Annotated in this window: 22 protein-coding genes, 1 tRNA gene and 1 pseudogene; 16 read left to right on the top strand and 8 right to left on the bottom strand. The window is 54.0% G+C overall.

Features of this window, described 5'->3' with window-relative positions; all coding sequences use genetic code 11:
* Positions 1-119: 119 nt before the first annotated feature.
* Both ACRBCU_RS07710 and ACRBCU_RS07705 read left to right on the top strand, forming a co-directional pair.
* Positions 120-196 (top strand) — tRNA-Ile (locus ACRBCU_RS07710).
* Between the two features lie 230 nt (positions 197-426).
* Positions 427-603, top strand: coding sequence for a hypothetical protein (locus ACRBCU_RS07705; protein ID WP_431364796.1), 177 nt, complete (start codon positions 427-429; stop codon positions 601-603).
* Positions 604-633: 30 nt separating this feature from the next.
* Here ACRBCU_RS07705 and ACRBCU_RS07700 read toward each other — a convergent pair whose 3' ends face one another.
* Both ACRBCU_RS07700 and ACRBCU_RS07695 read right to left on the bottom strand, forming a co-directional pair.
* The gene (locus ACRBCU_RS07700) at positions 634-1371 is read right to left on the bottom strand and encodes an RlmE family RNA methyltransferase (RefSeq protein WP_431364795.1); all 738 of its coding nucleotides are present in this window, start codon (positions 1369-1371) and stop codon (positions 634-636) included.
* A 111-nt stretch (positions 1372-1482) separates the two neighbouring features.
* Positions 1483-2619 carry a Ppx/GppA phosphatase family protein gene (locus tag ACRBCU_RS07695; protein WP_431364794.1) on the bottom strand — a complete coding sequence of 379 codons (1137 nt, stop codon included), beginning with the start codon at positions 2617-2619 and terminating at the stop codon, positions 1483-1485.
* A gap of 258 nt (positions 2620-2877) precedes the next feature.
* On the opposite strand from ACRBCU_RS07695, the gene ACRBCU_RS07690 reads away from it, so the two are divergent.
* The 9 genes and pseudogenes from ACRBCU_RS07690 to ACRBCU_RS07650 all read left to right on the top strand — a co-directional run bounded on the left by ACRBCU_RS07690 (position 2878) and on the right by ACRBCU_RS07650 (position 8338).
* Positions 2878-3174 (top strand): virulence factor, encoded by a 297-nt coding sequence (locus ACRBCU_RS07690; RefSeq protein WP_431364793.1) that lies wholly within the window; start codon positions 2878-2880, stop codon positions 3172-3174.
* Positions 3175-3214: 40 nt separating this feature from the next.
* The gene (locus tag ACRBCU_RS07685; protein WP_431364792.1) at positions 3215-4144 is read left to right on the top strand and encodes a methylenetetrahydrofolate reductase; all 930 of its coding nucleotides are present in this window, start codon (positions 3215-3217) and stop codon (positions 4142-4144) included.
* 13 nt (positions 4145-4157) lie between these two features.
* Positions 4158-4397, top strand: a pseudogene (locus tag ACRBCU_RS07680) (methyltetrahydrofolate cobalamin methyltransferase); the annotation flags it as partial.
* Between the two features lie 2 nt (positions 4398-4399).
* The coding region (locus tag ACRBCU_RS07675; protein ID WP_431364791.1) for a dihydropteroate synthase at positions 4400-5236 on the top strand (837 nt) is incomplete at its 5' end.
* Between the two features lie 35 nt (positions 5237-5271).
* Positions 5272-5490: an N-(5'-phosphoribosyl)anthranilate isomerase gene (locus ACRBCU_RS07670; protein WP_431364790.1), complete on the top strand. Its 219-nt coding sequence runs from the start codon at positions 5272-5274 to the stop codon at positions 5488-5490.
* Between the two features lie 214 nt (positions 5491-5704).
* A complete protein-coding gene (locus tag ACRBCU_RS07665; RefSeq protein ID WP_431364789.1) occupies positions 5705-6199 on the top strand; it encodes an SspB family protein in 495 nt (164 codons plus the stop codon).
* A 108-nt stretch (positions 6200-6307) separates the two neighbouring features.
* Positions 6308-7699: a class II fumarate hydratase gene (gene fumC, locus ACRBCU_RS07660; protein WP_431364788.1), complete on the top strand. Its 1392-nt coding sequence runs from the start codon at positions 6308-6310 to the stop codon at positions 7697-7699.
* Positions 7700-7888 carry a DUF4169 family protein gene (locus ACRBCU_RS07655; protein ID WP_431364787.1) on the top strand — a complete coding sequence of 63 codons (189 nt, stop codon included), beginning with the start codon at positions 7700-7702 and terminating at the stop codon, positions 7886-7888.
* Between the two features lie 228 nt (positions 7889-8116).
* Complete coding sequence (locus tag ACRBCU_RS07650) at positions 8117-8338, top strand: ribbon-helix-helix domain-containing protein (protein ID WP_431364786.1); 222 nt, start codon at positions 8117-8119, stop codon at positions 8336-8338.
* A 70-nt stretch (positions 8339-8408) separates the two neighbouring features.
* Here ACRBCU_RS07650 and ACRBCU_RS07645 read toward each other — a convergent pair whose 3' ends face one another.
* From ACRBCU_RS07645 to ACRBCU_RS07635, 3 genes are all read right to left on the bottom strand, one after another.
* Complete coding sequence (locus ACRBCU_RS07645) at positions 8409-9773, bottom strand: cytochrome P450 (protein ID WP_431364785.1); 1365 nt, start codon at positions 9771-9773, stop codon at positions 8409-8411.
* Positions 9770-10993 (bottom strand): hypothetical protein, encoded by a 1224-nt coding sequence (locus ACRBCU_RS07640; protein WP_431364784.1) that lies wholly within the window; start codon positions 10991-10993, stop codon positions 9770-9772. The genes ACRBCU_RS07645 and ACRBCU_RS07640 overlap by 4 nt, the downstream gene beginning before the upstream one ends.
* Positions 10994-11143: 150 nt before the next feature.
* Positions 11144-11896, bottom strand: a complete 753-nt coding sequence (locus ACRBCU_RS07635) for a cytochrome c biogenesis CcdA family protein (protein ID WP_431364783.1) — start codon at positions 11894-11896, stop codon at positions 11144-11146.
* A gap of 82 nt (positions 11897-11978) precedes the next feature.
* Here ACRBCU_RS07635 and ACRBCU_RS07630 point away from each other — a divergent pair, with 82 nt between their 5' ends.
* Both ACRBCU_RS07630 and ACRBCU_RS07625 read left to right on the top strand, forming a co-directional pair.
* On the top strand, positions 11979-12203 hold the full coding sequence (locus tag ACRBCU_RS07630; protein WP_431364782.1) for a sulfurtransferase TusA family protein: 225 nt from the start codon (positions 11979-11981) through the stop codon (positions 12201-12203).
* Positions 12204-12289: 86 nt separating this feature from the next.
* Positions 12290-13033: a hypothetical protein gene (locus ACRBCU_RS07625; RefSeq protein ID WP_431364781.1), complete on the top strand. Its 744-nt coding sequence runs from the start codon at positions 12290-12292 to the stop codon at positions 13031-13033.
* Positions 13034-13178: 145 nt separating this feature from the next.
* Here the strand turns inward: ACRBCU_RS07625 and ACRBCU_RS07620 are convergent, their stop codons facing one another.
* A complete protein-coding gene (locus tag ACRBCU_RS07620; RefSeq protein ID WP_431364780.1) occupies positions 13179-16091 on the bottom strand; it encodes an Rne/Rng family ribonuclease in 2913 nt (970 codons plus the stop codon).
* Between the two features lie 531 nt (positions 16092-16622).
* A complete protein-coding gene (locus ACRBCU_RS07615; protein WP_431364779.1) occupies positions 16623-16790 on the bottom strand; it encodes a hypothetical protein in 168 nt (55 codons plus the stop codon).
* 53 nt (positions 16791-16843) lie between these two features.
* Here ACRBCU_RS07615 and ACRBCU_RS07610 point away from each other — a divergent pair, with 53 nt between their 5' ends.
* Complete coding sequence (locus ACRBCU_RS07610; protein ID WP_431364778.1) at positions 16844-17191, top strand: TfoX/Sxy family DNA transformation protein; 348 nt, start codon at positions 16844-16846, stop codon at positions 17189-17191.
* Positions 17192-17278: 87 nt separating this feature from the next.
* On the opposite strand, the gene ndk is transcribed toward ACRBCU_RS07610, so the two are convergent.
* Positions 17279-17701 carry a nucleoside-diphosphate kinase gene (gene ndk, locus ACRBCU_RS07605; RefSeq protein WP_431364777.1) on the bottom strand — a complete coding sequence of 141 codons (423 nt, stop codon included), beginning with the start codon at positions 17699-17701 and terminating at the stop codon, positions 17279-17281.
* A 171-nt stretch (positions 17702-17872) separates the two neighbouring features.
* Here ndk and ACRBCU_RS07600 point away from each other — a divergent pair, with 171 nt between their 5' ends.
* Complete coding sequence (locus ACRBCU_RS07600; RefSeq protein WP_431364776.1) at positions 17873-19744, top strand: ABC-F family ATP-binding cassette domain-containing protein; 1872 nt, start codon at positions 17873-17875, stop codon at positions 19742-19744.
* The gene (locus tag ACRBCU_RS07595) at positions 19741-20364 is read left to right on the top strand and encodes a MarC family protein (RefSeq protein ID WP_431364775.1); all 624 of its coding nucleotides are present in this window, start codon (positions 19741-19743) and stop codon (positions 20362-20364) included. The genes ACRBCU_RS07600 and ACRBCU_RS07595 overlap by 4 nt, the downstream gene beginning before the upstream one ends.
* Positions 20365-20386: the final 22 nt, after the last annotated feature.

The following is a 20386-nucleotide window of genomic DNA, read 5'->3' as shown; positions in this document are numbered from 1 at the left end:
AAATCTCCACCCCGTGGACTACTGTGTTGGCGTTGCGCTGCGATTACCTGAATGGAGCAAAGAGTGCAATCTGCACGCTTGACGCGGATGCGGCATATGCTAATCACGGATGCAAGGTAGGGCCTGTAGCTCAATTGGTTAGAGCAGCGTGCTCATAACGCGTTGGTTGCAGGTTCAAGTCCTGCCGGGCCTACCAAATTGCATATTCTGGCGCAGTGATCTTGTAAAAGCGCGCTCGATATCGCCCTAAGTTTTCCAAAAAGCGCTTTTGTAACAAAACCTTCATAAAGCTGTCGCTTAAGCGTCACGTTTGCCCTTCATACGAGCGATACAAAAGCCGACGCCCCAATTTGGACAGATTGTTCGCCAAAGCTGGCGTTGCGTCGCGGATAGAAACGACACGCTAAACTGATACGAGGTTTTGAAATGACCAACGTTGATACACTGCCAAACACGCCTTTGTTGCCGATCGCTCCAAGGCATCTAAATGATGATAAAGATCAGTCGTATTGCGAAAACGATCACGCATTGGTCGTGATGTTTGGAATTTGCCTGCTGATCTCAATCGGGTTCTGGGTCGCGCTTTTCACGTGGCTGTTTTAAACGATACAGCTAGGCAGAAGCACATTCCTTCTAATCATCACGCGTTTCTCTGCGCCCCTTAAACCCAGTCGCAACAACGAATTTTTCTGAACTGTCAGAACGCGAGCTTGGTGGTTTCATATGGGCAACCTTGGTAAAGTTCTGTTTCAGAACTTTTTGCAAGTCCCCCTCAGCGCCACCTGCCAGAACCTTGGCGACGAATGTGCCCCCCTCAGCCAGAACATCAAAAGCGAAATACGCAGCAGTTTCGCATAGATGCATGATGCGTAAGTGGTCGGTTTGTTTGTGGCCCGAAGACGAAGCTGCCATATCAGACATGACCACGTCTGCTTGCCCGCCAAGCCAACCTTTCACTAACTCATCCGCGCCTTCATCGAGAAAATCCAACACATGGAATTCAGCGCCCGCCATGGTTTCGACCTCTTGCAGGTCAATTCCAAGGAGCGTGCCGACTGCTTTGCCCCGCTTGTCGCCGAGCGCATTGATGCGCGGCACCGCGACCTGGCACCAGCCCCCTGGAGCGCAGCCAAGATCAACAACCCGCGCGCCCGGGACTAAAAAACGATATTTGTCGTCGACTTCCATGATCTTAAACGCCGCGCGGCCACGATACCCTTCTGCCTTGGCGCGTTTGACATATGGATCGTTGAGTTGGCGCTGTAGCCAGAGCGTAGACGACATGCGCCGACCACGTGCGCTTTTGACCTTCACCGTCAAATCCCGCTGTCCACGACCCGAATTATTTTTACCTGTGGGAGTCTTTGCCATCTCACGTCAATCTCTGTCTAGTCGCCACGATTTTCTGCGAAAATCCCGGCCTAAGCACATTTTTCGCAGAAAAATGTGGAACCCAAAATCTTCGCAGAAGATTTTGCAACCTTAATACACACCATCTTCCAAAACACCATCCGCGCTCATCTGCGCATACAGCAAACCTTCGCGCAGCCCCCTGTCAGCAACAGAAAGCTGATCCGTTGGCCAACATCGCAATAAAGCCTGCAAAATCGCAGCACCTGACATGATCAAAGCTTGGCGATCTTGCCCGATGCGTGGATCTTTGCGCCGGCCTGCGGGCCCAAGCTTAAGATACATATGGATAACTTTGTCGATCTGATCCGAACTCATACGCAAGCCGTCTACCTTGTTACGATCATAGCGTTTGAGGCCAAGATGCGAGGCCGCGACTGTTGTGACAGTTCCTGATGTCCCAACAATCTGAAAGCCCTGACGCGTTTGTTCATCTTTATAAGGCGCGAATTCTGACAGATGCTCTTCAAAATACCAACTCATCAAAGCAAATCGCGCCGAATCGTCTTCGACGTCGTTAAATTGATCGCGCAGCGTCGCCACGCCCAAGGGCACCGAAATCCAATCCACCACTTTTGCCGCAGGAAACGGGCTATCTTGGGTATGAAACCCTGCATGCAACCGCATGATTGCCTTGGGTCTTTCGCGCTTGGGCACCGCCGTAAGATCAATCCAAACCAATTCAGTCGATCCGCCCCCGATATCCACAACCAACAACTGCTCTGTCTTGGTCGAAACCAACGGCGCGCATGAAATTACCGCAAGGCGGGCTTCTTCTTCGGGTTTGATTATATCCAATCGCAACCCTGTTTCGCGCGTAATCTGGCGCATAAACCCAGCGCCATTGCCTGCACGGCGACAGGCTTCGGTCGCAACGAGGCGCATGCGCCCGACTTTATGGCGCTTCAGTTTTTGCTGACAGATTCGCAAAGCTTGGATCGTCCGCGCCATTGAGGCACGACTGAGCTTTCCTGTACTCTCAAGCCCTGCCCCCAACTGGACGGACTTTGAAAAGCTATCGACCACATGAAACTGGCTGCCCTTCGGTTGGGCAATCAGCATGCGGCAACTATTCGTTCCCAAATCCAACGCAGCATATAGCGCGGAGGAATCAGGCGGTATCGGCGCGGGGGTCTCGACCGGCGTTAGGCCAACATTAGAGCCAAGTCTCGGGAGCGCGCCCGCACCTTTGGGACGCTTGGGCGCCATACATACGCCCTTTCGATTATCGTGTTGAATTCAGCCTACGCGCGCAGGTTCGTCCTCGCAAGGGGCATGTGCACCGCGCCCTTTCATAAACTCCATGAAAATTATGAGCCTGCGACGCTCTAGCCGTTATTGCTGCAACGCAGCTAAGATGGCGCCATGCAATCGCGTCGCTCTGGCGTATCGTTTTGTCGAAAACAGGCCGCGTTCTCCCGCGCGGGTGCATTACGAAATTGAAGAAGAACAGGTTAGGAATCAGCAATGCCGGACGTAACGATTGTCTATTGGCGCGACATCCCCGCTCAGGTGATCGTCGGAAAAGGGCGCAGAGGCTCCAAACGTCAATTGGAAGAGCGCTTCGAGCAAGCCATCGATCGCGCAGCTATGAAGGTCAATGCCAAAGACGCAGACGCGTACCTTGCTGAATGGCGCAAAGCAGACCCCTACCCGTTGGACGGAAGCCCAGATAACATCGTCGAGGCAGAAGCCCTTCGTTTGGAAGCAGAATACGACAATGAGCGCCTGAAAGCCCTTATTGCAAAGGATGGGTGGGCTTAACCGCCTGCAAACGCACTTGATGGGATTGGGAGATACGATCATGGCACTATTAAACTTCAAAAGAAAAACTGCGCCTGCCGATCAAGGAAGCAACGCCGAGATCGAAGCCTTTCTAAGCGGTTACTCGATCGAAGTCATGCCCCGCACAGCGAGCAAAATTGATGATTTTCGCGCGTACCTGCCCAAAGGAACGCGCGTTTACATCGCCCATATCGAAGGCACGCCGATCGAAGACATGGTCGCGAATGCCGCGCGCATTACCCAGCAGGGCTACGATGTGATGCCGCATTTTCCCGCCCGCATTATCAAAGACGCCGCAACGCTAGGCGATTGGATTGCGCGCTACCAAGGCGAAGCAGGGATTGAACAAGCGCTTTTGCTTGCGGGCGGCGTGGCAACGCCGCACGGCGATTTTGACAGCTCTATGCAGCTTATGGAAACTGGCCTATTCGACAAAGCTGGTTTCAAACGCCTTCACGTTGCGGGTCATCCTGAGGGCAACAAGGACATTGATCCCAATGGCGGCGAACAAAATGTCATGGATGCGCTGCGCTGGAAGCAATCCTTTAGCGAGCGCACAGATGCTCAGATGGCACTTGCCACCCAGTTTGCCTTTGAAGCGAAACCGATCATTGCTTGGGCGGATGCTATCAAAGACGCTGGAATCGATATTCCGATACATATCGGAATCGCAGGCCCTGCCAAGCTTCAAACCCTTATTAAGTTCGCGATTGCTTGCGGCGTTGGCCCATCATTGAAAGTGCTGCAAAAACGCGCGATGGATGTGACCAAGCTGCTGCTGCCATACGAGCCGACAGAGGTTCTCAGCGAACTTGCTGCGCACAAAGCGGCCAACCCCGATTTTAACATCACCAACGTTCACTTCTTCCCCCTTGGCGGCATCAAAACAAACGCCAACTGGGCAATTGAAAATGGCGGCGCCTCTGGGCGTCCTGCCAACGCATCCTAAGGAAAACACAGGCATGACGCGCACCGTTATTGAAAGCAAAACCAAAACCGCCATTATCGGGTTCGATCAGCCATTCTGCGTGATTGGCGAACGGATCAACCCCACGGGCCGCAAAAAACTGGCGGCCGAGCTGGAGATGGACGATTTCTCGACCGTCGAGGCCGACGCGATTGCGCAGGTCATGGCGGGGGCGACGGTGCTGGACATCAATTCGGGCGCGGTGTTTTCCAACAAGATGGCCGAAGACCCGCGCNNGACAACAACTTTGTTGAGCCGACATTGATGCGTCAACTGATTGATGTGGTTCAAGCCGTCACCGATTGTCCTTTGTGCATCGACAGCTCAGTGCCGGGTGCTTTGGAGCAAGGTCTGGCCGCAGCTGAAGGTCGCCCATTGCTCAACTCTGTTACTGGCGAAGAAGAACGGCTGGAGTTGGTTTTGCCGTTGGTTAAGAAGTACAACGTCCCTGTTGTTGCGATTTCTAACGATGACACTGGCATCTCTGAAGACCCTGATGTGCGCTTTGCAGTAGCAAAGAAAATCGTCGAACGCGCTGCGGATTTCGGCATTCCGGCACATGACATTGTTGTGGACCCGCTGGTCATGCCGATTGGCGCGATGGGAACTGCGGGTCTGCAGGTTTTCACTTTGGTACGCCGCTTGCGCGAAGAACTGGGCGTCAACACAACGTGTGGCGCGTCAAACATTTCGTTCGGGCTTCCCAACCGTCACGGCATAAACAACGCATTTCTTCCGATGGCGATGGGTGCTGGCATGACCTCGGCGATTATGAACCCTGTCGCTTTGGCAACCGGGCCGAAGAAAATTGCAGAAAAACGCGCTGAAGTCGAAGCCGCAGGCATCGTGCTGCCCGAAGGTATAGATGACGAGGCCTTTTGCGAGATGTTCGGGATCGGCTCAACCAAACCACGTGCAGGCAAGGAAATGGAAGCGATCCGCGCGGCAAATTTCTTAACGGATAACGACGAAGGTGGCGCAGAATGGATAAGAACGAATAAAGTTGCGCCGAAAGCTGGTCAGGAAAGCCGTGGGCGCGCAGGCCGATCAGGCGGACGACGTCGCCGCGCTTAAAGGGATATTAACCAACCCATGAAAAACCCGTGTTCATGACACGGGTTTTTCGTATAAGTAGCGCTGCGCCATGGCAGGATCAGATATTCGGCGCAAAATCCACTATTGTTCGGCGTTCTGTCAAAAGCATCGAGCAAGAAATCGGACGCGATGCGCTAGAGCTTGAGGTGCGAAAGCGGGGATTTCACATGATAGAAGCTGCAGGCCAGATAATCATTATTTGCACACCCGAGCCTTTGCGGATCATCTGCTAAGAAATCTTTCTGCGAAAGATTTCGCCCGTCTTTTTCTTCTGCGAAGAAAACTTTTCGCAGAACAGTTTACGCCCAAATCCTTCGCAGAAGTATTTGCACACTGCAGCTTAACTTATAAAGACAGCCATGGAGTGTCATGACTCGGCGCAACACCCCTTTTGGTTTACTTGGAAACGGCTTATGCTTGAGCCAAGGCAAACTGGGGGCCCGGCAGATGGCAGATTCGATTGACTACGGACATCTCATGCACAGCGCGATGCGCTCGCTGATAAAAACTGTGCTAATCGACGTCAAAGAACACGGGTTACCGGGCGAGCATCATTTTTTCATCACGTTTGATACCACCCACCCAAACGTAGAAATTGCAGATTGGCTGCGCGAGCGCTACCCGGCTGAAATGACTGTTGTTGTTCAACATTGGTTCGACAATCTAGATATACGCGACGATGGTTTCTCTATCACATTGAACTTCGGTGATGCCCCAGAGCCTCTGAATATCCCTTTTGATTCTTTGAGAACCTTTGTCGATCCGTCAGTCGAATTCGGCCTTCGCTTTGAATCTAACGAAGATGAAGACGAAGACATCGGTCTGCATTCTGTGGATGAGGACGTCGCAGAGCTTGAAATTGAGAGCGAAGACAAGCCCGAGCCAGAAGAGCCACCGCAAAAAGAGGCCGAAGTTGTCTCTTTGGACGCGTTTCGCAAATAAGCGATTTACTGGATTTGCCTGCGCGCTTCTTTCCAATTGATCTGCATGGGTGGTTCGTCCTAAACCGCATGCAATTGTATACCAGCCTGAACATCACAGGAGCATCTTATGTCCACGACACGCACAGAAACTGACAGCTTTGGCCCTCTGGAAGTCCCATCCGAAAAATACTGGGGCGCACAAACGCAGCGTTCATTGATGAACTTCCCAATTGGTTGGGAAAAGCAACCCGTCGCCATTGTGCGCGCGCTTGGCGTCATTAAAAAGGCCTGCGCGATGGCCAACAAAGCCTCTGGCGATCTGGACCCTAAGCTCGCGGACGCCATCATCGAAGCGGCTGGCGAAGTCATTGAGGGCAAGTTCGACGACAACTTCCCGCTGGTTGTTTGGCAGACAGGTTCTGGCACGCAGTCCAACATGAATTCTAACGAGGTCATCGCCAACCGCGCGATTGAAATCCTCGGCGGCGTGATCGGCTCAAAAGACCCGGTCCATCCCAATGATCACTGCAACATGGGTCAGTCCTCCAACGATACTTTCCCAACTGCGATGCACATCGGCGCGGCGATGATGGTGCGCGACACGCTGATGCCAGGTCTCAAGCAGCTTTTGGCGGGGCTTGAAGCCAAGTCCGAAGAGTTCAAAGACATCATCAAGATCGGCCGCACCCATACTCAGGATGCAACGCCGCTCACGCTGGGTCAGGAATTCTCGGGCTACGCACACCAAATTCGCCAAGGCATCGCGCGTATCGAAGCAACCCTGCCTGGTATTTACGAACTCGCACAAGGCGGCACAGCGGTTGGCACGGGTCTCAACACCAAGCACGGCTGGGGCGAAACAGTTGCTGCGAATATGGCAGAAATAACCGAGCTGCCCTTCGTGACAGCGCCGAACAAATTCGAAGCGCTCGCCGCGCATGACGCCATGGTCTTCATGTCGGGCGCTTTGGCGACGGTCGCTGGCTCTTGCTACAAAATCGCGTCCGATATGCGCCTCTTGGGCTCTGGCCCGCGCTCTGGCCTTGGCGAGTTGATCCTGCCTGAGAACGAGCCAGGCTCTTCCATCATGCCGGGCAAAGTTAACCCGACGCAGGCTGAGGCGCTCACACAGGTTGCTGCCCACGTCATGGGCAACGACGCTGCAATCAAATTCGCAGGCTCGCAAGGTCACTTTGAACTCAACGTTTATAACCCAATGATGTCTTATAACCTGTTGCAATCTATGCAGCTTTTGGGCGATGCGGCCTCTTCCTTTACCGAGCGCATGCTGAACGGCACACAAGCCAACGAGCCACGCATCGAAAAACTGATGAAAGAAAGCCTGATGTTGGTTACAGCGCTCGCGCCGACCATTGGCTATGACAACGCGACTAAGGTTGCAAAAACTGCGCACAAAAACGGTACTACTCTCAAAGAAGAAGCAATTGCGCTTGGCTTTGTTGACGAGGAAACCTTCGACGCGGTTGTGCGCCCAGAAGACATGATCGGCCCCAAATAAATGGGCAAGCCGGTCAATCTTAACCGGTTCAGAAAACAAAAAGCGCGGGCGACTGAAAAAGCCCGCGCAGATCAAAATGCTGTGCTGCATGGCCTCCCCAAAGCAGAACGCGACCTCGCAAAATCTCGCGAAGCGCTTGAAACGTCCAAACTCGACAAACTCAAACGCAGCGAAACTCCGTCAGACTAACATCAAATTCTCGCCTCATTTGGCTGACATAAAGGCTCGAACTAATAGTTTCAGAGTATGTCGCATGCCCCAAGTTGAGCAAAAGTTTGAAATCCCACGCGCGCAAATGATTGCGATCCGACAAGCGCGTCGATACCTTAAGAATAACAATGGCTCTCTCGCCCGTGTCTTGAATGCGTATAAAACTGCTGCATCCCAAGGCAATCAGCGTGGATACTTGCCTGAAAAATGATGCAACGCCCGCAAAAACGCAGCCTAACGTTAAAAGGCCATCGCACGTCGGTCTCTCTTGAAGATGCCTTCTGGGATGCCTTTCGCGATATCGCATCCGAAAAAGGGCGTGCAATCAATGATTTAGCGGCGGAAATTGATGCGATTCGCGGCTCGGATTGTGGCCTTGCATCCGCTATAAGGCTCTTTGTGCTGGAGCAGTATCGCCCGCAAACCTAGCGCCCTTCGTGCGTGTTCACTGGCAAAAGAGACAACCGGCGAGCGCTCTTTCAGCACACGAAAATCGCCATCACGCCCTTGGATCAAGCCTCAAAAAGATTCCGTCTTTTGCCCGCACAGTCAGATGTGCAACAGGTTCGGGTGCAGCTCGATCAGTCAAACTTACCCGGTATTTGCGCAAAATCATCGACAGAATCAGGACGCCTTCAATCATCGCAAAGCCAGCACCGGTACATACTCTGCTGCCGCTCGAAAACGGCATATACGCATCCCGCATACAGCTTTTCCCGTTCTCGGTTCCCCACCGCGCAGGATCAAATCCATCAGGATTGTCCCAGAGTCTCTCGTGCCGATGCAAATGCCACGGGCTAAGAACAATTTGACTGCCCGTTTTGATTTCGCGATCCCGAAATCGTTCAGGGCAGGTATTTTGGCGAACCATCATTGGAACCGGTGGATACAGGCGCAACGTTTCGCGAAACACGTCACGAGAGATTTTCAACTTCGACATCGCCGAAAAATCGTTGGCCAATCCCGCCTCAGCCTCAGCAGCAACCTTGTCCTGCCAGTCAGGGAATTGCGCCATTAAATACAGCGCCCAAGCAAGCGCGGATGCGCTGGTTTCATGCCCGGCGAGAAAGAAAATAGCGACCTGATCAACCATTTCCTCGGTTGAGAACCGCTCTCCCGTAACTGGGTCAGCGGTTGTCATGATCTTGGTGGCCAGATCGTTTGGCGCAGTGGCCGCCTCAATCTGCGCCATGCGTTCGGCGGTCAGTTGGGTGATCAATCCACGTATTTTCGCTGCTGCGGCCCTCGTATCAGCGCGAAAGAACCGTGGCATCCATCGCGGCAAGGGAACAAAGGCTGCGATATTCAAGATCGGTTGTGACCGCTGATAGGCCCGAAACTCATGAAAGACTTCCGAGGCAATCTCATGCTCGATCGGAATCGAAAACAGCGTACGGAAAATCACATCAGCAGCAGCGTGGCTGGTGTGTTCTTCGATCTCCACCTCGCTACCTGCAAACCCGTCAAGCCGTGCGAGCGCCGCTTCTGACGCCGCCCAGATCGCAGGAAAGGTCTCGCGAAGCCGTCCTCCTTCAAAGGCGGGATCAATGATACGCCTTTGCCGCTTCCACGTGTCTCCATTGGTTAGAAAGACGCTATTGCCCAGCAAGGGGCGCAAGCCCTCGCTGATCCGTCCACTCTTGGGAAAGTCATCGGGTCGCTCTTTCAGAACCGTTTTTACCAATTCGGGCTGGTTCATCAGGTAAGAGCGGAAAAACGGCGTGCGAAACTCTGCCATCCACGCGCGATACAGCCGAGCAGGCTGAGCCGACAGAATATCTTTGCGAAACAAACGCACATATTGGCGCAATGATACTTTCTCGCCGCGCGATACGGGCTTGGGCGGCAGGTTAGAAACAGTCATGGCGCTGTGCTCACAAAACGATTCACGGGCTTTTCGATCCTGCTCTTTGAAGCCGCGCGCCCTTTGTACCGCCGCGCCAACGTCATTGGGCCTGCGGTGATCTGGAAATAGTCATAATCTTTTGGCGCATCAAACGCGCAAAGATATTGGAAATGCAGGCGAAAGAATCGCCAACGCAATTCCGCCCATCGCTCCTGTGAAAGCGATTGCGTAAACGCGGCAGAGAACACCAGAGGATGCAACTTTGCTTCTGTCGCCACCCCGCTCACGCTGACGGGGTCACATAGGGCAAAGGCGCAGCCATCACCAGGCGCGGTGACATCCACCCAAAACACCTGCTCTTGCTGGGCCATATAGGCCAGATCTGCGCGCAAGCGCCAAGCCTCGGGCAGGAACGAAACCATGGGAACCACCTGCCCCAACGTCAGAAAACTCAGCTCTGGCCCCGCCTCTTGCTCTGCCCTTTGGCGCAGCAGGTCAGCCAAGACAGAGACACCAATATGCGCGCCCGAGGAATGGCCAATCACCAGAACCTCATCCACATCTGAGCGAAGCGCCTCGGCAATTCGTTGCACAAATTCTTGCATGCGCGCCTCAAGCTCTGGCGGATTAGCGCCGCGCGTGCGCGCTGAGTAAGCGTAGTCATGCATTAGATAATAGGCAAAGAACTTGTTGTCCTTGCGCCGAAAGAAATCAAGGATCCCATAGGCCGCAACGCCGCCCAACAGCCAGCCTAGCAAGACGCCGACCCAACCTGACAGAAACGCCTGAACACCCTGCGCAATCACATAGGCCGCGAGCCAGGCAAGCAAGGCCTGCACCAGCAAAAACCCAACAGGATAGAGCGCCGCGATGACCGGCCCCTTACGCAGCTTCATCAGCCGCCACAAAGCCCCAGAGCCTATGTAAATCCAAGCAGTTTGCGCCAAAACCTTATACGTCGAGGCAATGCCCATATTCATGCTCGATTTCACCATATCGGCCCAATAGAGCACCTCGATCTCGCTCTCGACATGCGCGCCATCAATGTCGGCTGATACGTGCCAACCATACGGGCCTTTGCCTTGCTTGGGCTTTAGCCCGATCTCATATCCGGAAATCTGCGCCTGCGCGGCGCTCTCTTTTCGATAAAGCTCTCGATAGCGGCGCGGATGAAACGGATCGTAACCGGGAATATAAAACACCCGTCGCCGCACAACACCTTGCTCTCGCTCACTCATCCCAACAACCTTTTTGCACAACATCCGCATAGTAGACAGATTTGGCAAGACTATGGCACGCGTTTCACTTCTTTGGTCGACAAATATCTCGGGGGTCTGGGGGCTGGCCCCCAGTCGGTCGGATCGCGCAAGCGATCCGAAACACCGCCTTTAGCCAAGCGCACCAAGGGCTGGAAAGGTTTCAAGCAACCAAAAGGCAAACAGCGAAAATGCCCCCGTTAGCATTGCAACGCCCACCGCAATCAACAGCACACCAGAGATCTTTTCAATCAATCCCATATGACGCTTTAGCGTGCTCATCACCCCCATTGCGCGATCAATAAAGAACGCAGCCAACAGAAACGGAATGCCAAGCCCCAGTGCATAAACACCCAAAAGCGTGGTTCCACGCGCCACATCAGCCTCAGAGGCCGCAAGGGACAGGATCGCGCCCAATTGCGGACCAATGCAAGGCGTCCAGCCAAAGGCAAAAGCAAGGCCCAACACATAGGCTCCAAACGCACTGCCTCCGCGATCTCCCGCATCTAAGCGTGCTTCGCGATCAAGAAATCCGATGCGGAATACACCAAGAAAATGCAGGCCAAACACGATGATCACGCCACCTGCGATTTGACCGAACAGCACTTGGTTTTGCAAAAAGAACGCGCCGAACACAGAGGCCGTAAACCCGAGCAGCAAAAAGATCGTCGACAATCCCATTACAAAGAAGATCGCCGCGATCCCAGTTTGCCGCCGCGCTGCGCGCGTGCCTTGCATTTCCGGCACCGAAACCCCGCTCATGAATGCAAGGTAAGGTGGCACAATCGGTAGCACGCAAGGGCTAAGAAATGAGATGATCCCGGCAAGCAAAGCCACGATCATTGCCGGCGCAAGGCCTGCGGATATGATGTCGATTCCAAACATGCGCCCACTTAGCCCGATGCAGCCCCTCATGCAAAGTCACAAGGGCGTGGACTAAGTGACACATCACGGATAACTGAACACTATGCGACATACTCTAGATGCGATCGGCCTTCTGTGCCCCCTTCCCGTTCTCAAAGCGCGCAAGCGTTTGATGCCACTCGACATAGGCGATGAATTGGAAATGCGCGCCGACGACCCGGCAGCAATCATCGACGTTCCTCATTTTTGCGCCGAAGCGGGCCACGTCTTGATTGAAAGCCGCGAAGAGGACGGCGCGCAGATTTATGTAATCCGCAAAGGCAAATAAGAGGGGCGTTTCCTGTGACTTCGGTAACGCGCGGCTCAGTTCACTGAGCCAATCACACCGTTATCGAGATAAGGGACATCAGGCTAATGTTAACATTTGCACGACACACAGTCCTTGTTGTTTTCCTCACTCTGCTCACACAGCTCGGCGGCATCGCTTGGTTGATTGCACTGTGTTTCAAACGCAGACTATTGGTCTTTGTCCTGAGCTACATCTTGCTAAGTGTCAGCGCTCTTTTTCTCGCGCCCCAGTTTGGTCGCGAGCCGATTTCCTGCTTTTCTTCTGGCACCTATCGTATGAAATCCGCATTCTTTTGCGCCGCAAATCGCCAATATGTGACACCAGAACTAAAAGCGGTGTTAAGCGATGTTTCATCATCAATGAGTGCAAAATTCCCTGACACAACGCTACTCATACTTGATGCAAATTTCCCCTTCATTTCGGGGTTTCCATTGCTTCCGCATCTGTCTCACAGCGATGGCCGTAAAGTCGACATCGCCTTCTTTTACCAAGAAAATAATCGGTTTTTGCCCAACGTCACCAAGTCACCGATAGGATATTTCGCGTTTGAAAAAGGGCCGACAGACTGCCAGGACAGGGCTTTGACGTTGCGCTGGGATCTGGCGTGGCTTCAACGTTTTTGGCCAGAGTATCATCTTGAACCAAAGCGCATGTCCACTGCGCTAAAGTTGCTGAGCAACAACGCAAGGGTCGGAAAAGTATTTCTTGAGCCGCATCTAAAGTCTCGGTTTAACCTGCACGGCTCAAAAATTAGGTTTCAAGGCTGCCGCGCCGCGCGCCATGACGATCACATTCATATCCAATTGTGACGCCCCCAAACCAGTAACGCCTGATCAGACAAAATTGCTCTAGAAGGCTGTAAAATTAGCTTCATCAAGAAAAGTCACAGCTCCAAAAACAAAAAACGCCGCGCTCTTGGCGCGGCGTTTTCTAGTTTGTCATCAAGCAATTAGGCTATTTACCCAAAGACCACCATCCGCGGCGCTTGGGCTTCGTTGGTTCAAACGATCCAAGCGATGTTGGCTCGGGTTTTGCCTCCGCAGTCGCATCTTCAACCACAGGCTCCTCAGCTACGGGTTCTGCTGCGGCGACCTCCACAGGCGTCTCAACTGGCGCAGAGATTTCATTCGCAACCTCTGGCACAACCTCTGGCGCTGTTTCAACGGCAGTTTCCTGAACAGGTGCCTCGGCAACGGGTGCTTCAACAGGTTTCTCGGCTTCTGCTTCAACAGCAGGTGCCTCTGCTACAGCAGCTTTCGGCGCTGCGGGTTTGCGCGTGCGTGGTTTACGCTTGGGCTTTTCAGCGACGGGCTCAGCTTCTGCTTTATCCTCAGATTTTGCCTCTGCCGCGCTCTCGCTCTTTGTGTCTTCAGCAGGCGCTTCATCCGTCTTCGGCTTTGCTCTGCTCCGTGAGCGCGTTACGCGTTTGGGCTTTTCCTCAACAGGCTTGTCCTCAGAGGCCTCGACTGGCGCATCAGCTTTTGCATCATTAGCAGGCGTTTCCGCTGGCGCTTCGGCCGTTGCGTCACCTTTTTCAGCCTCGCTGCCAGTCTGAGCCTCAGCAGCTACGCTGCCCTCTTCTGTTTGGCTTGCATCAGCCGGCGTGGTCTTCTTACCACCACGGCGACGGCGACGACGACGCTTCTTGGGCTTTTCATCGCCTTCACCTTCAGGTGCCGCATTTGCGCTCGCATCGGACGTTGCCTCTGCATCTTCTTCCTCTGGCACATCTTCATCGACTTGATCCATGATAGATGTATCAACAGACACAACATGCGTGGCCGGTTCCGGCACATTCCGCGTGGCGGTTTTCAGCTTCTCCATAACGAAATCCGGGCTGACCATGTGGGGGTCACCCTCGATGCGCACGGAAAGACCATAGCGCATTTCTATCTGCGCAATATGCTCACGCTTTTGGTTCATCAGGTAGTTACAGATCGCAACGGGGCAACGCACCAGAACTTCGCGTGAACGGCGACGCACGCCTTCTTCTTCGATCTGTCGCAGGATGTTAAGCGCCATGTTATCGTCCGAGCGGATCAGACCCGTGCCGTGGCAAGACGGGCAAGGCGCGGTTGTCGCTTCGATCATACCAGGGCGCAAACGTTGGCGCGACATTTCCATCAGGCCAAAGCCGGAAATGCGACCCACTTGGATGCGGGCGCGATCTGATTTGAGCTTGTCCTTCATCCGCTTTTCAACGGCGGAATTGTTCTTTCGCTCGTCCATGTCGATAAAGTCGATGACGATCAGACCAGCAAGGTCGCGCAGACGCACCTGTCGCGCAACTTCTTCAGCGGCCTCAAGGTTGGTCTTCGTCGCCGTCTCTTCAATCGAGCCTTCTTTGGTCGCGCGACCAGAGTTCACATCAACCGCAACCAAAGCCTCGGTCGTATCAATTACGATGTAACCGCCAGATTTCAGCTGAACCGTCGGATTGAACATGCCAGAGAGATAGCTTTCCACCTGATAACGGGCAAAAAGCGGCATGGATTCAGTGTATTGCTTCACGTTCTTCGCGTGCGACGGCATGATCATCTTCATGAAGTCTTTCGCGATGCGATAGCCGCGCTCGCCCTCGACAAACACTTCGTCGATATCACGGTTATAAAGATCGCGGATCGAGCGTTTTATCAGATCGCCTTCTTCATAAATCTTCGCTGGCGCGATGGATTTAAGCGTCAGCTCGCGGATTTGCTCCCACAGGCGTTGCAGATATTCATAGTCGCGCTTGATCTCGGTCTTTGTGCGCTTGGCACCAGCCGTTCGTACAATCAAACCTGCGCCCTGCGGCACATCAATTTCGGTCGCTATCTCTTTGAGTTTTTTACGATCTACCGCATTGGTGATCTTGCGAGAAATGCCGCCACCACGTGCGGTGTTTGGCATCAAGACGCAGTAACGGCCTGCCAGAGATAGATAGGTCGTGAGCGCCGCGCCTTTGTTGCCGCGCTCTTCTTTAACAACTTGCACCAATAGGATTTGGCGGACTTTGACAACTTCTTGGATCTTATAGCGACGTGGACGCGGCTTGCGCGCAGGACGAATGTCCTCGGCATCATCTTCCTCGGCAACCGATTCAATGCTGCTATCGCGATCAGTCGCGTCTTTCGCCTTTACGTCGCCATCCTCAGACGCGCTGTCATCCTTTGGTGCGTCATCCTTCGGCGCAGCTTCCGCTTCCGCATCTGTCGTTGCCTCTGCAACAACACCGGAATCTTCACCTTCAGTGGCTTCACCACCGTCCTCGGCTTTTGCGTCCTCAGGCGCTGCTTCTTCTGCAGCAGTCTCCTCGACAGCTTCATCCGCGCTTGGGGTCTCGACGGGCGTCTCGGCCACTGTTTCCATCGGGGAAGACCCCTCAGGCGTGTCCGCAGGGCTTGTGTCATCTCCAAGATCAATGGTTTCCATCCCAGCGATCTCGCTGGTGGCTTCTGCGTCTGGCGTTTCTACTTCTTTGCTGACAACAGCGTCGCCAGTGTTCGCATCCGCGGCCTTTGTCGAAGAGGACGAACGACGGCGCGTGCGGCGCGGCTTTGGCTTGTCCTGTTCTTCATCGCGCTGACGCTGGCTTTCAGCATAGGCGCGCTCTTCCTCCATCAGGGCCTCACGGTCCGCGACAGGGATCTGATAATAATCAGGATGAATCTCGGAAAACGCGAGAAATCCGTGACGGTTTCCACCGTAATCCACAAAAGCCGCCTGCAAGGACGGCTCAACGCGCGTTACTTTTGCGAGATAGATGTTGCCAGCAAGCTGGCGTTTGTTTTCGGATTCAAAGTCAAATTCCTCAACCTTGTTTCCGTCGACCACAACAACGCGGGTTTCTTCCGCGTGGGTGGCATCGATAAGCATTTTCTTAGCCATGGTATCCGTTTGCGCCGGGCACGCAGCACGATGGGCCGATCGCATCTGCGATCAGGCGGTCCATTCGTGGTCTGTGCGGGGCGTCTGATTTGGGCGGTGGTGCGCACAAGCCGGCAGAGCCCTGTTGGGGCTCCTGCTCTGATACTCAATGCCTGCGCGCGCTTCATCGCGTTTCTTCTCCGACACGTCGCATCGTTTAGGATGTCGCGTGCCCGTTAAATTGCCGCTCTTCATTCAAAAGAAACGGCGCGTCGTAAGGTCTGCTCGGCATCTATTTGAACAAGATCACCAAGAAGACCGTATCGGTCTGCCTCCAAAACGCCTTTGCTCTGATGCAAAGCGGGGTGCAGCGAAACTCTCCCGGTTCATGTATACCTACGTATCCACGAGCCGTATTTCATACATAGGGTCTAAACGGGGGTTACTGCAATGGGTAAATGCATATGATTTAAGAGGTCTGTTTTGAACGCGCTGGCATTGCGATACCTCTAAATCGCCCAATTTCCGGCAAATCAACGCCTTGGCGCTTGGTCACGCTTCGTATGAGCCGCGCAATAATCTCCGCGCGCGGACTTCATACGACCCGAAAGGAAAACCAATGGCTTCGTCAAAACCACCCGAGCCTGCGCCAACACCGACAAAATCCGCTGCGAGCGCGCCCTTACCTAAATCTGAGCGCCCCTCCCAACCCAAAGTCATAATTACGGATTATGCGAGTATCTGAGCGCCGCGCGCTGTGTTACTGAACCGTGATGAGTGATCCTGTTTCATCTATCCGCAATCTAGGCGCGGCCAGCGACGCCAGTTTTGCCAGAGCGGGCATTACAAGCGCAGAGCAGGTGCGCGATCTTGGCGCACATGCTTGTTATGCCATGTTGATCAAAGCAGGCACGCGCCCCCACTTCATTGGTTTTTATTCGCTTGTGATGGGCCTGCAAGGCCGCCCTTGGAATGATTGCAGCGGCGAAGAAAAAGCCGCTTTGCGCAAAACCTTCGACCACATCAAAGCCACCGCCCTCGGCTCAAAAGAAAAGGGCCGCTCCGAATTCGAAGCAGCCCTTGATGCACTTGGCGTTATCGAAAAACCAAAAAACCGCTAAAGCCTTCTTTGGTCTTTAAATATCTCGGGGGTTTGGGGGCTGGCCCCCAATTAGACATGGGTTTGGGGGCTGGCCCCCATCCCGCATTTAGCCAACCAGTTCTAGACCAGAGAAGAAATACGCGATTTCAACTGCAGCTGTTTCAGGCGCGTCGGAGCCGTGAACAGAGTTTTCGCCAACTGATTCTGCGAATTCAGCGCGGATCGTGCCTGGCGCTGCGTCTGCTGGGTTTGTTGCGCCCATGACTTCGCGGTTTTTCGCGATTGCGTTTTCGCCTTCAAGAACCTGAACAACAACTGGCTCGGAGATCATGAATTCGCACAGCTCGCCAAAGAATGGGCGCTCAGCGTGAACGCCGTAGAACTCTTGCGCTTGCGCAAGTGTCATTTGGATACGCTTGGATGCGACAACGCGCAGGCCAGCTTCTTCGAATTTCGCAACGATTTTACCTGTGAGGTTACGGCGTGTTGCGTCAGGCTTGATGATTGAGAATGTGCGTTCCAGAGCCATGATAGACTTCCTTTATATAAGAGGTGCGCCGCCCCATGCGGCAAGCACCCGTAAATTCTGAGGCGCGCTTAACATGGGTTTTGAGTCTTGGGAAGCTGCGAAGTGGCGCAATCTCACTCGCGGGCACGATCACCGCTAGCGCATGTCCAGTTGCTCTGCTATCTGCGCGCCATGTTAAAAATTTCAGATATCACATATTCCGTTGCAGGCCGCACCCTGGTCGAGAACGCTTCTGTCACCATTCCAGCGGGTCACAAGGTGGGCCTCGTGGGGCGCAATGGCTCTGGCAAAACCACGCTATTCAAGATCATCCGCAAGGAAATGGTGCTTGATACGGGCTCTGTACATATGCCGCAGGGTTGGAAAATCGGCGGTGTGTCTCAGGAAGTGCCGGGCAATGAGGTTTCCCTGATCGACACGGTTCTGCGCGCTGATACCGAACGCGAGGCGCTTTTGGCCGAGGCGGAAACCGCCACCGATCCGGGCCGTATTTCTGAAATTCAAACCCGCCTCACCGACATTGATGCTTGGAGCGCCGAAGCGCGCGCCGCAACTATTCTGCGCGGTCTGGGCTTTACCCATGAAGAGCAACAGCAGCCCTGCTCTGCCTTTTCTGGCGGCTGGCGTATGCGCGTGGCTTTGGCGGCGGTTCTGTTCTCTGAACCTGAATTGCTGCTGCTCGACGAGCCGACAAACTATCTCGACCTTGAAGGCGCGCTTTGGCTTGAGGCTTATCTGGTCAAATACCCTTACACGGTTTTGATCGTGTCGCACGACCGCGAGTTGCTGAACCGCTCCGTCGGCGGCATTCTGCATCTCGAGGACAAGGGCCTGATCTACTACACAGGCACCTATGACATGTTCGCCAAACAGCGCGCGCAAAAGCGTGCCTTGATGGCGTCGGCGGCGAAGAAACAGGAAGCCAAGCGCGAGCATTTGCAGGCCTTCGTGGATCGTTTCAAAGCGAAAGCCTCCAAAGCCAAGCAAGCGCAATCGCGCATCAAAGCCTTAGAGAAAATGGAAACAATTCGCGCGCCCGAAGATGTAGCGCGCACTGTGTTCACCTTTCCTAAGCCAGAGGAACTTTCCCCGCCGATCATCGCCACCGAAAAAGCCTCTGTTGGCTATGGCGATACAATCATTCTGCGTGATCTCAACCTGCGCATTGATCAGGACGACAGGATCGCCCTGCTCGGGCGCAACGGCGAGGGCAAATCGACGCTTTCCAAAATGCTCTCGGATCGTTTGAAAATTGCCAGCGGTAGCATGGTCAGTTCCAGCAAGCTGCGTATTGGCTTTTTTGCCCAGCATCAGGTCGACGAACTCTACGTCGATGAAACTCCGTTAGAACACTTGCTGCGCGAACGTGCGAGCGAGGGCCAAGCCAAACTGCGCGCGCGCCTTGCCAGCTTTGGCCTTGGCGCGGATCAGGCGGATACCGAGGTGGGCCGTCTTTCTGGTGGGCAAAAGGCGCGTCTGTCGCTGCTGCTGGCCACCCTGCCCGCGCCGCATTTGCTGATCCTCGATGAGCCGACCAACCACCTCGATATCGAATCTCGCGAGGCGCTTGTGGATGCGCTGACCGCCTATAGCGGCGCTGTGATCCTTGTGAGCCACGATATGCATTTGCTGTCGATGGTCGCGGATCGCTTGTGGCTCGTGAAAGACGGTCACGTCACCACCTATGAAGAAGACTTGCAAGCCTATCGCAAGATGCTTTTGACGCCGGACAAACCTGCCAAACAGGGCAAGAGCAAGGGCAGCAAACAGGCAGAAAAACCCAAGCCCAAACGCCCGTCACAAGATCAAATCAAAGCGCTGCGCTCTGAAGTGCGCAAATGCGAAGAGCGCATGGGCAAGATCGACGACATGCGCGACAAACTGGCGAAAAAGCTTGCTGATCCCGTGCTTTACGAGGACGCGCGCAAGGGCGAGCTGGAAACCTGGAACAAGAAATACGCGGAAGTCATGGAAGCCCATGGACGCGCAGAAAACTTGTGGATGGCAGCGCTTGAAAAACTCGAAGCGGCGCAAGCGGCATGATCGACGCGGCGTTCTTTGTGACGTCATTTGTGACGCTGTTCGTGATCATTGACCCGATTGGTCTGACGCCGCTGTTCGTGGCCTTGACCCAAGGAATGAGCGTCAAGCAACGCCGCGCAATTGCGGTGCGCGCCACATTGGTTTCCGCCGGCATCCTTGCGCTGTTTGCAATCTTTGGCGAAGCCTTGCTGGGGTTTATCGGCATCTCTATGGCCGCTTTCAAAATAGCTGGCGGTATTTTGTTGCTGCTCACTGCGCTTGATATGCTGTTCGAGCGGCGCACAAAACGTCGTGAAGATCAGGCTGAGGATGAAGAACACGAAGACGACCCTTCAGTCTTTCCCTTGGCAATTCCTTTGATCGCTGGTCCCGGTTCAATCGCGACAGTCATTTTGCTTGCTGGAACCCATCCGGGATTTACTGGCTTGGGCCTCTCTCTGGCTGTGATGGTTTTGGTGCTTGTTGTCACTTACGTCTTCTTTGAAGCCGCAACGCCGCTTGAGCGCCTGCTTGGCAAAACAGGGATCAACGTCGTTTCGCGCCTGCTCGGCATGTTATTGGCCGCCTTGGCAGTGCAATTCATGCTAAATGGTTTGCAAGACTTTGGCATTTTGGGATGACACCCTACATAAAGACCAAAGG

It is taken from the genome of Planktotalea sp. (genome assembly GCF_050633725.1).
Taxonomy (GTDB): Bacteria; Pseudomonadota; Alphaproteobacteria; order Rhodobacterales; family Rhodobacteraceae; genus Planktotalea.
This window is presented reverse-complemented; position numbering and strand designations above follow the sequence as displayed.

Excerpts from the sequence above, each read along its gene's own strand:
- ACRBCU_RS07685 (WP_431364792.1), top strand. The coding sequence starts at position 3,215 with ATGGCACTATTAAACTTCAAAAGAAAAACTGCGCCTGCCGATCAAGGA.
- ACRBCU_RS07625 (WP_431364781.1), top strand. The coding sequence starts at position 12,290 with ATGTTAACATTTGCACGACACACAGTCCTTGTTGTTTTCCTCACTCTG.
- ACRBCU_RS07635 (WP_431364783.1), bottom strand. The coding sequence starts at position 11,896 with ATGTTTGGAATCGACATCATATCCGCAGGCCTTGCGCCGGCAATGATC.
- ACRBCU_RS07630 (WP_431364782.1), top strand. The coding sequence starts at position 11,979 with ATGCGACATACTCTAGATGCGATCGGCCTTCTGTGCCCCCTTCCCGTT.
- ACRBCU_RS07595 (WP_431364775.1), top strand. The coding sequence starts at position 19,741 with ATGATCGACGCGGCGTTCTTTGTGACGTCATTTGTGACGCTGTTCGTG.
- ACRBCU_RS07665 (WP_431364789.1), top strand. The coding sequence starts at position 5,705 with ATGGCAGATTCGATTGACTACGGACATCTCATGCACAGCGCGATGCGC.
- ACRBCU_RS07640 (WP_431364784.1), bottom strand. The coding sequence starts at position 10,993 with ATGAGTGAGCGAGAGCAAGGTGTTGTGCGGCGACGGGTGTTTTATATT.
- ACRBCU_RS07700 (WP_431364795.1), bottom strand. The coding sequence starts at position 1,371 with ATGGCAAAGACTCCCACAGGTAAAAATAATTCGGGTCGTGGACAGCGG.
- ACRBCU_RS07690 (WP_431364793.1), top strand. The coding sequence starts at position 2,878 with ATGCCGGACGTAACGATTGTCTATTGGCGCGACATCCCCGCTCAGGTG.
- ACRBCU_RS07695 (WP_431364794.1), bottom strand. The coding sequence starts at position 2,619 with ATGGCGCCCAAGCGTCCCAAAGGTGCGGGCGCGCTCCCGAGACTTGGC.
- ACRBCU_RS07670 (WP_431364790.1), top strand. The coding sequence starts at position 5,272 with ATGACACGGGTTTTTCGTATAAGTAGCGCTGCGCCATGGCAGGATCAG.
- ACRBCU_RS07655 (WP_431364787.1), top strand. The coding sequence starts at position 7,700 with ATGGGCAAGCCGGTCAATCTTAACCGGTTCAGAAAACAAAAAGCGCGG.
- ACRBCU_RS07600 (WP_431364776.1), top strand. The coding sequence starts at position 17,873 with ATGTTAAAAATTTCAGATATCACATATTCCGTTGCAGGCCGCACCCTG.
- ndk (WP_431364777.1), bottom strand. The coding sequence starts at position 17,701 with ATGGCTCTGGAACGCACATTCTCAATCATCAAGCCTGACGCAACACGC.
- ACRBCU_RS07620 (WP_431364780.1), bottom strand. The coding sequence starts at position 16,091 with ATGGCTAAGAAAATGCTTATCGATGCCACCCACGCGGAAGAAACCCGC.
- ACRBCU_RS07650 (WP_431364786.1), top strand. The coding sequence starts at position 8,117 with ATGATGCAACGCCCGCAAAAACGCAGCCTAACGTTAAAAGGCCATCGC.
- ACRBCU_RS07645 (WP_431364785.1), bottom strand. The coding sequence starts at position 9,773 with ATGACTGTTTCTAACCTGCCGCCCAAGCCCGTATCGCGCGGCGAGAAA.
- fumC (WP_431364788.1), top strand. The coding sequence starts at position 6,308 with ATGTCCACGACACGCACAGAAACTGACAGCTTTGGCCCTCTGGAAGTC.
- ACRBCU_RS07705 (WP_431364796.1), top strand. The coding sequence starts at position 427 with ATGACCAACGTTGATACACTGCCAAACACGCCTTTGTTGCCGATCGCT.
- ACRBCU_RS07615 (WP_431364779.1), bottom strand. The coding sequence starts at position 16,790 with ATGACTTTGGGTTGGGAGGGGCGCTCAGATTTAGGTAAGGGCGCGCTC.
- ACRBCU_RS07610 (WP_431364778.1), top strand. The coding sequence starts at position 16,844 with ATGAGTGATCCTGTTTCATCTATCCGCAATCTAGGCGCGGCCAGCGAC.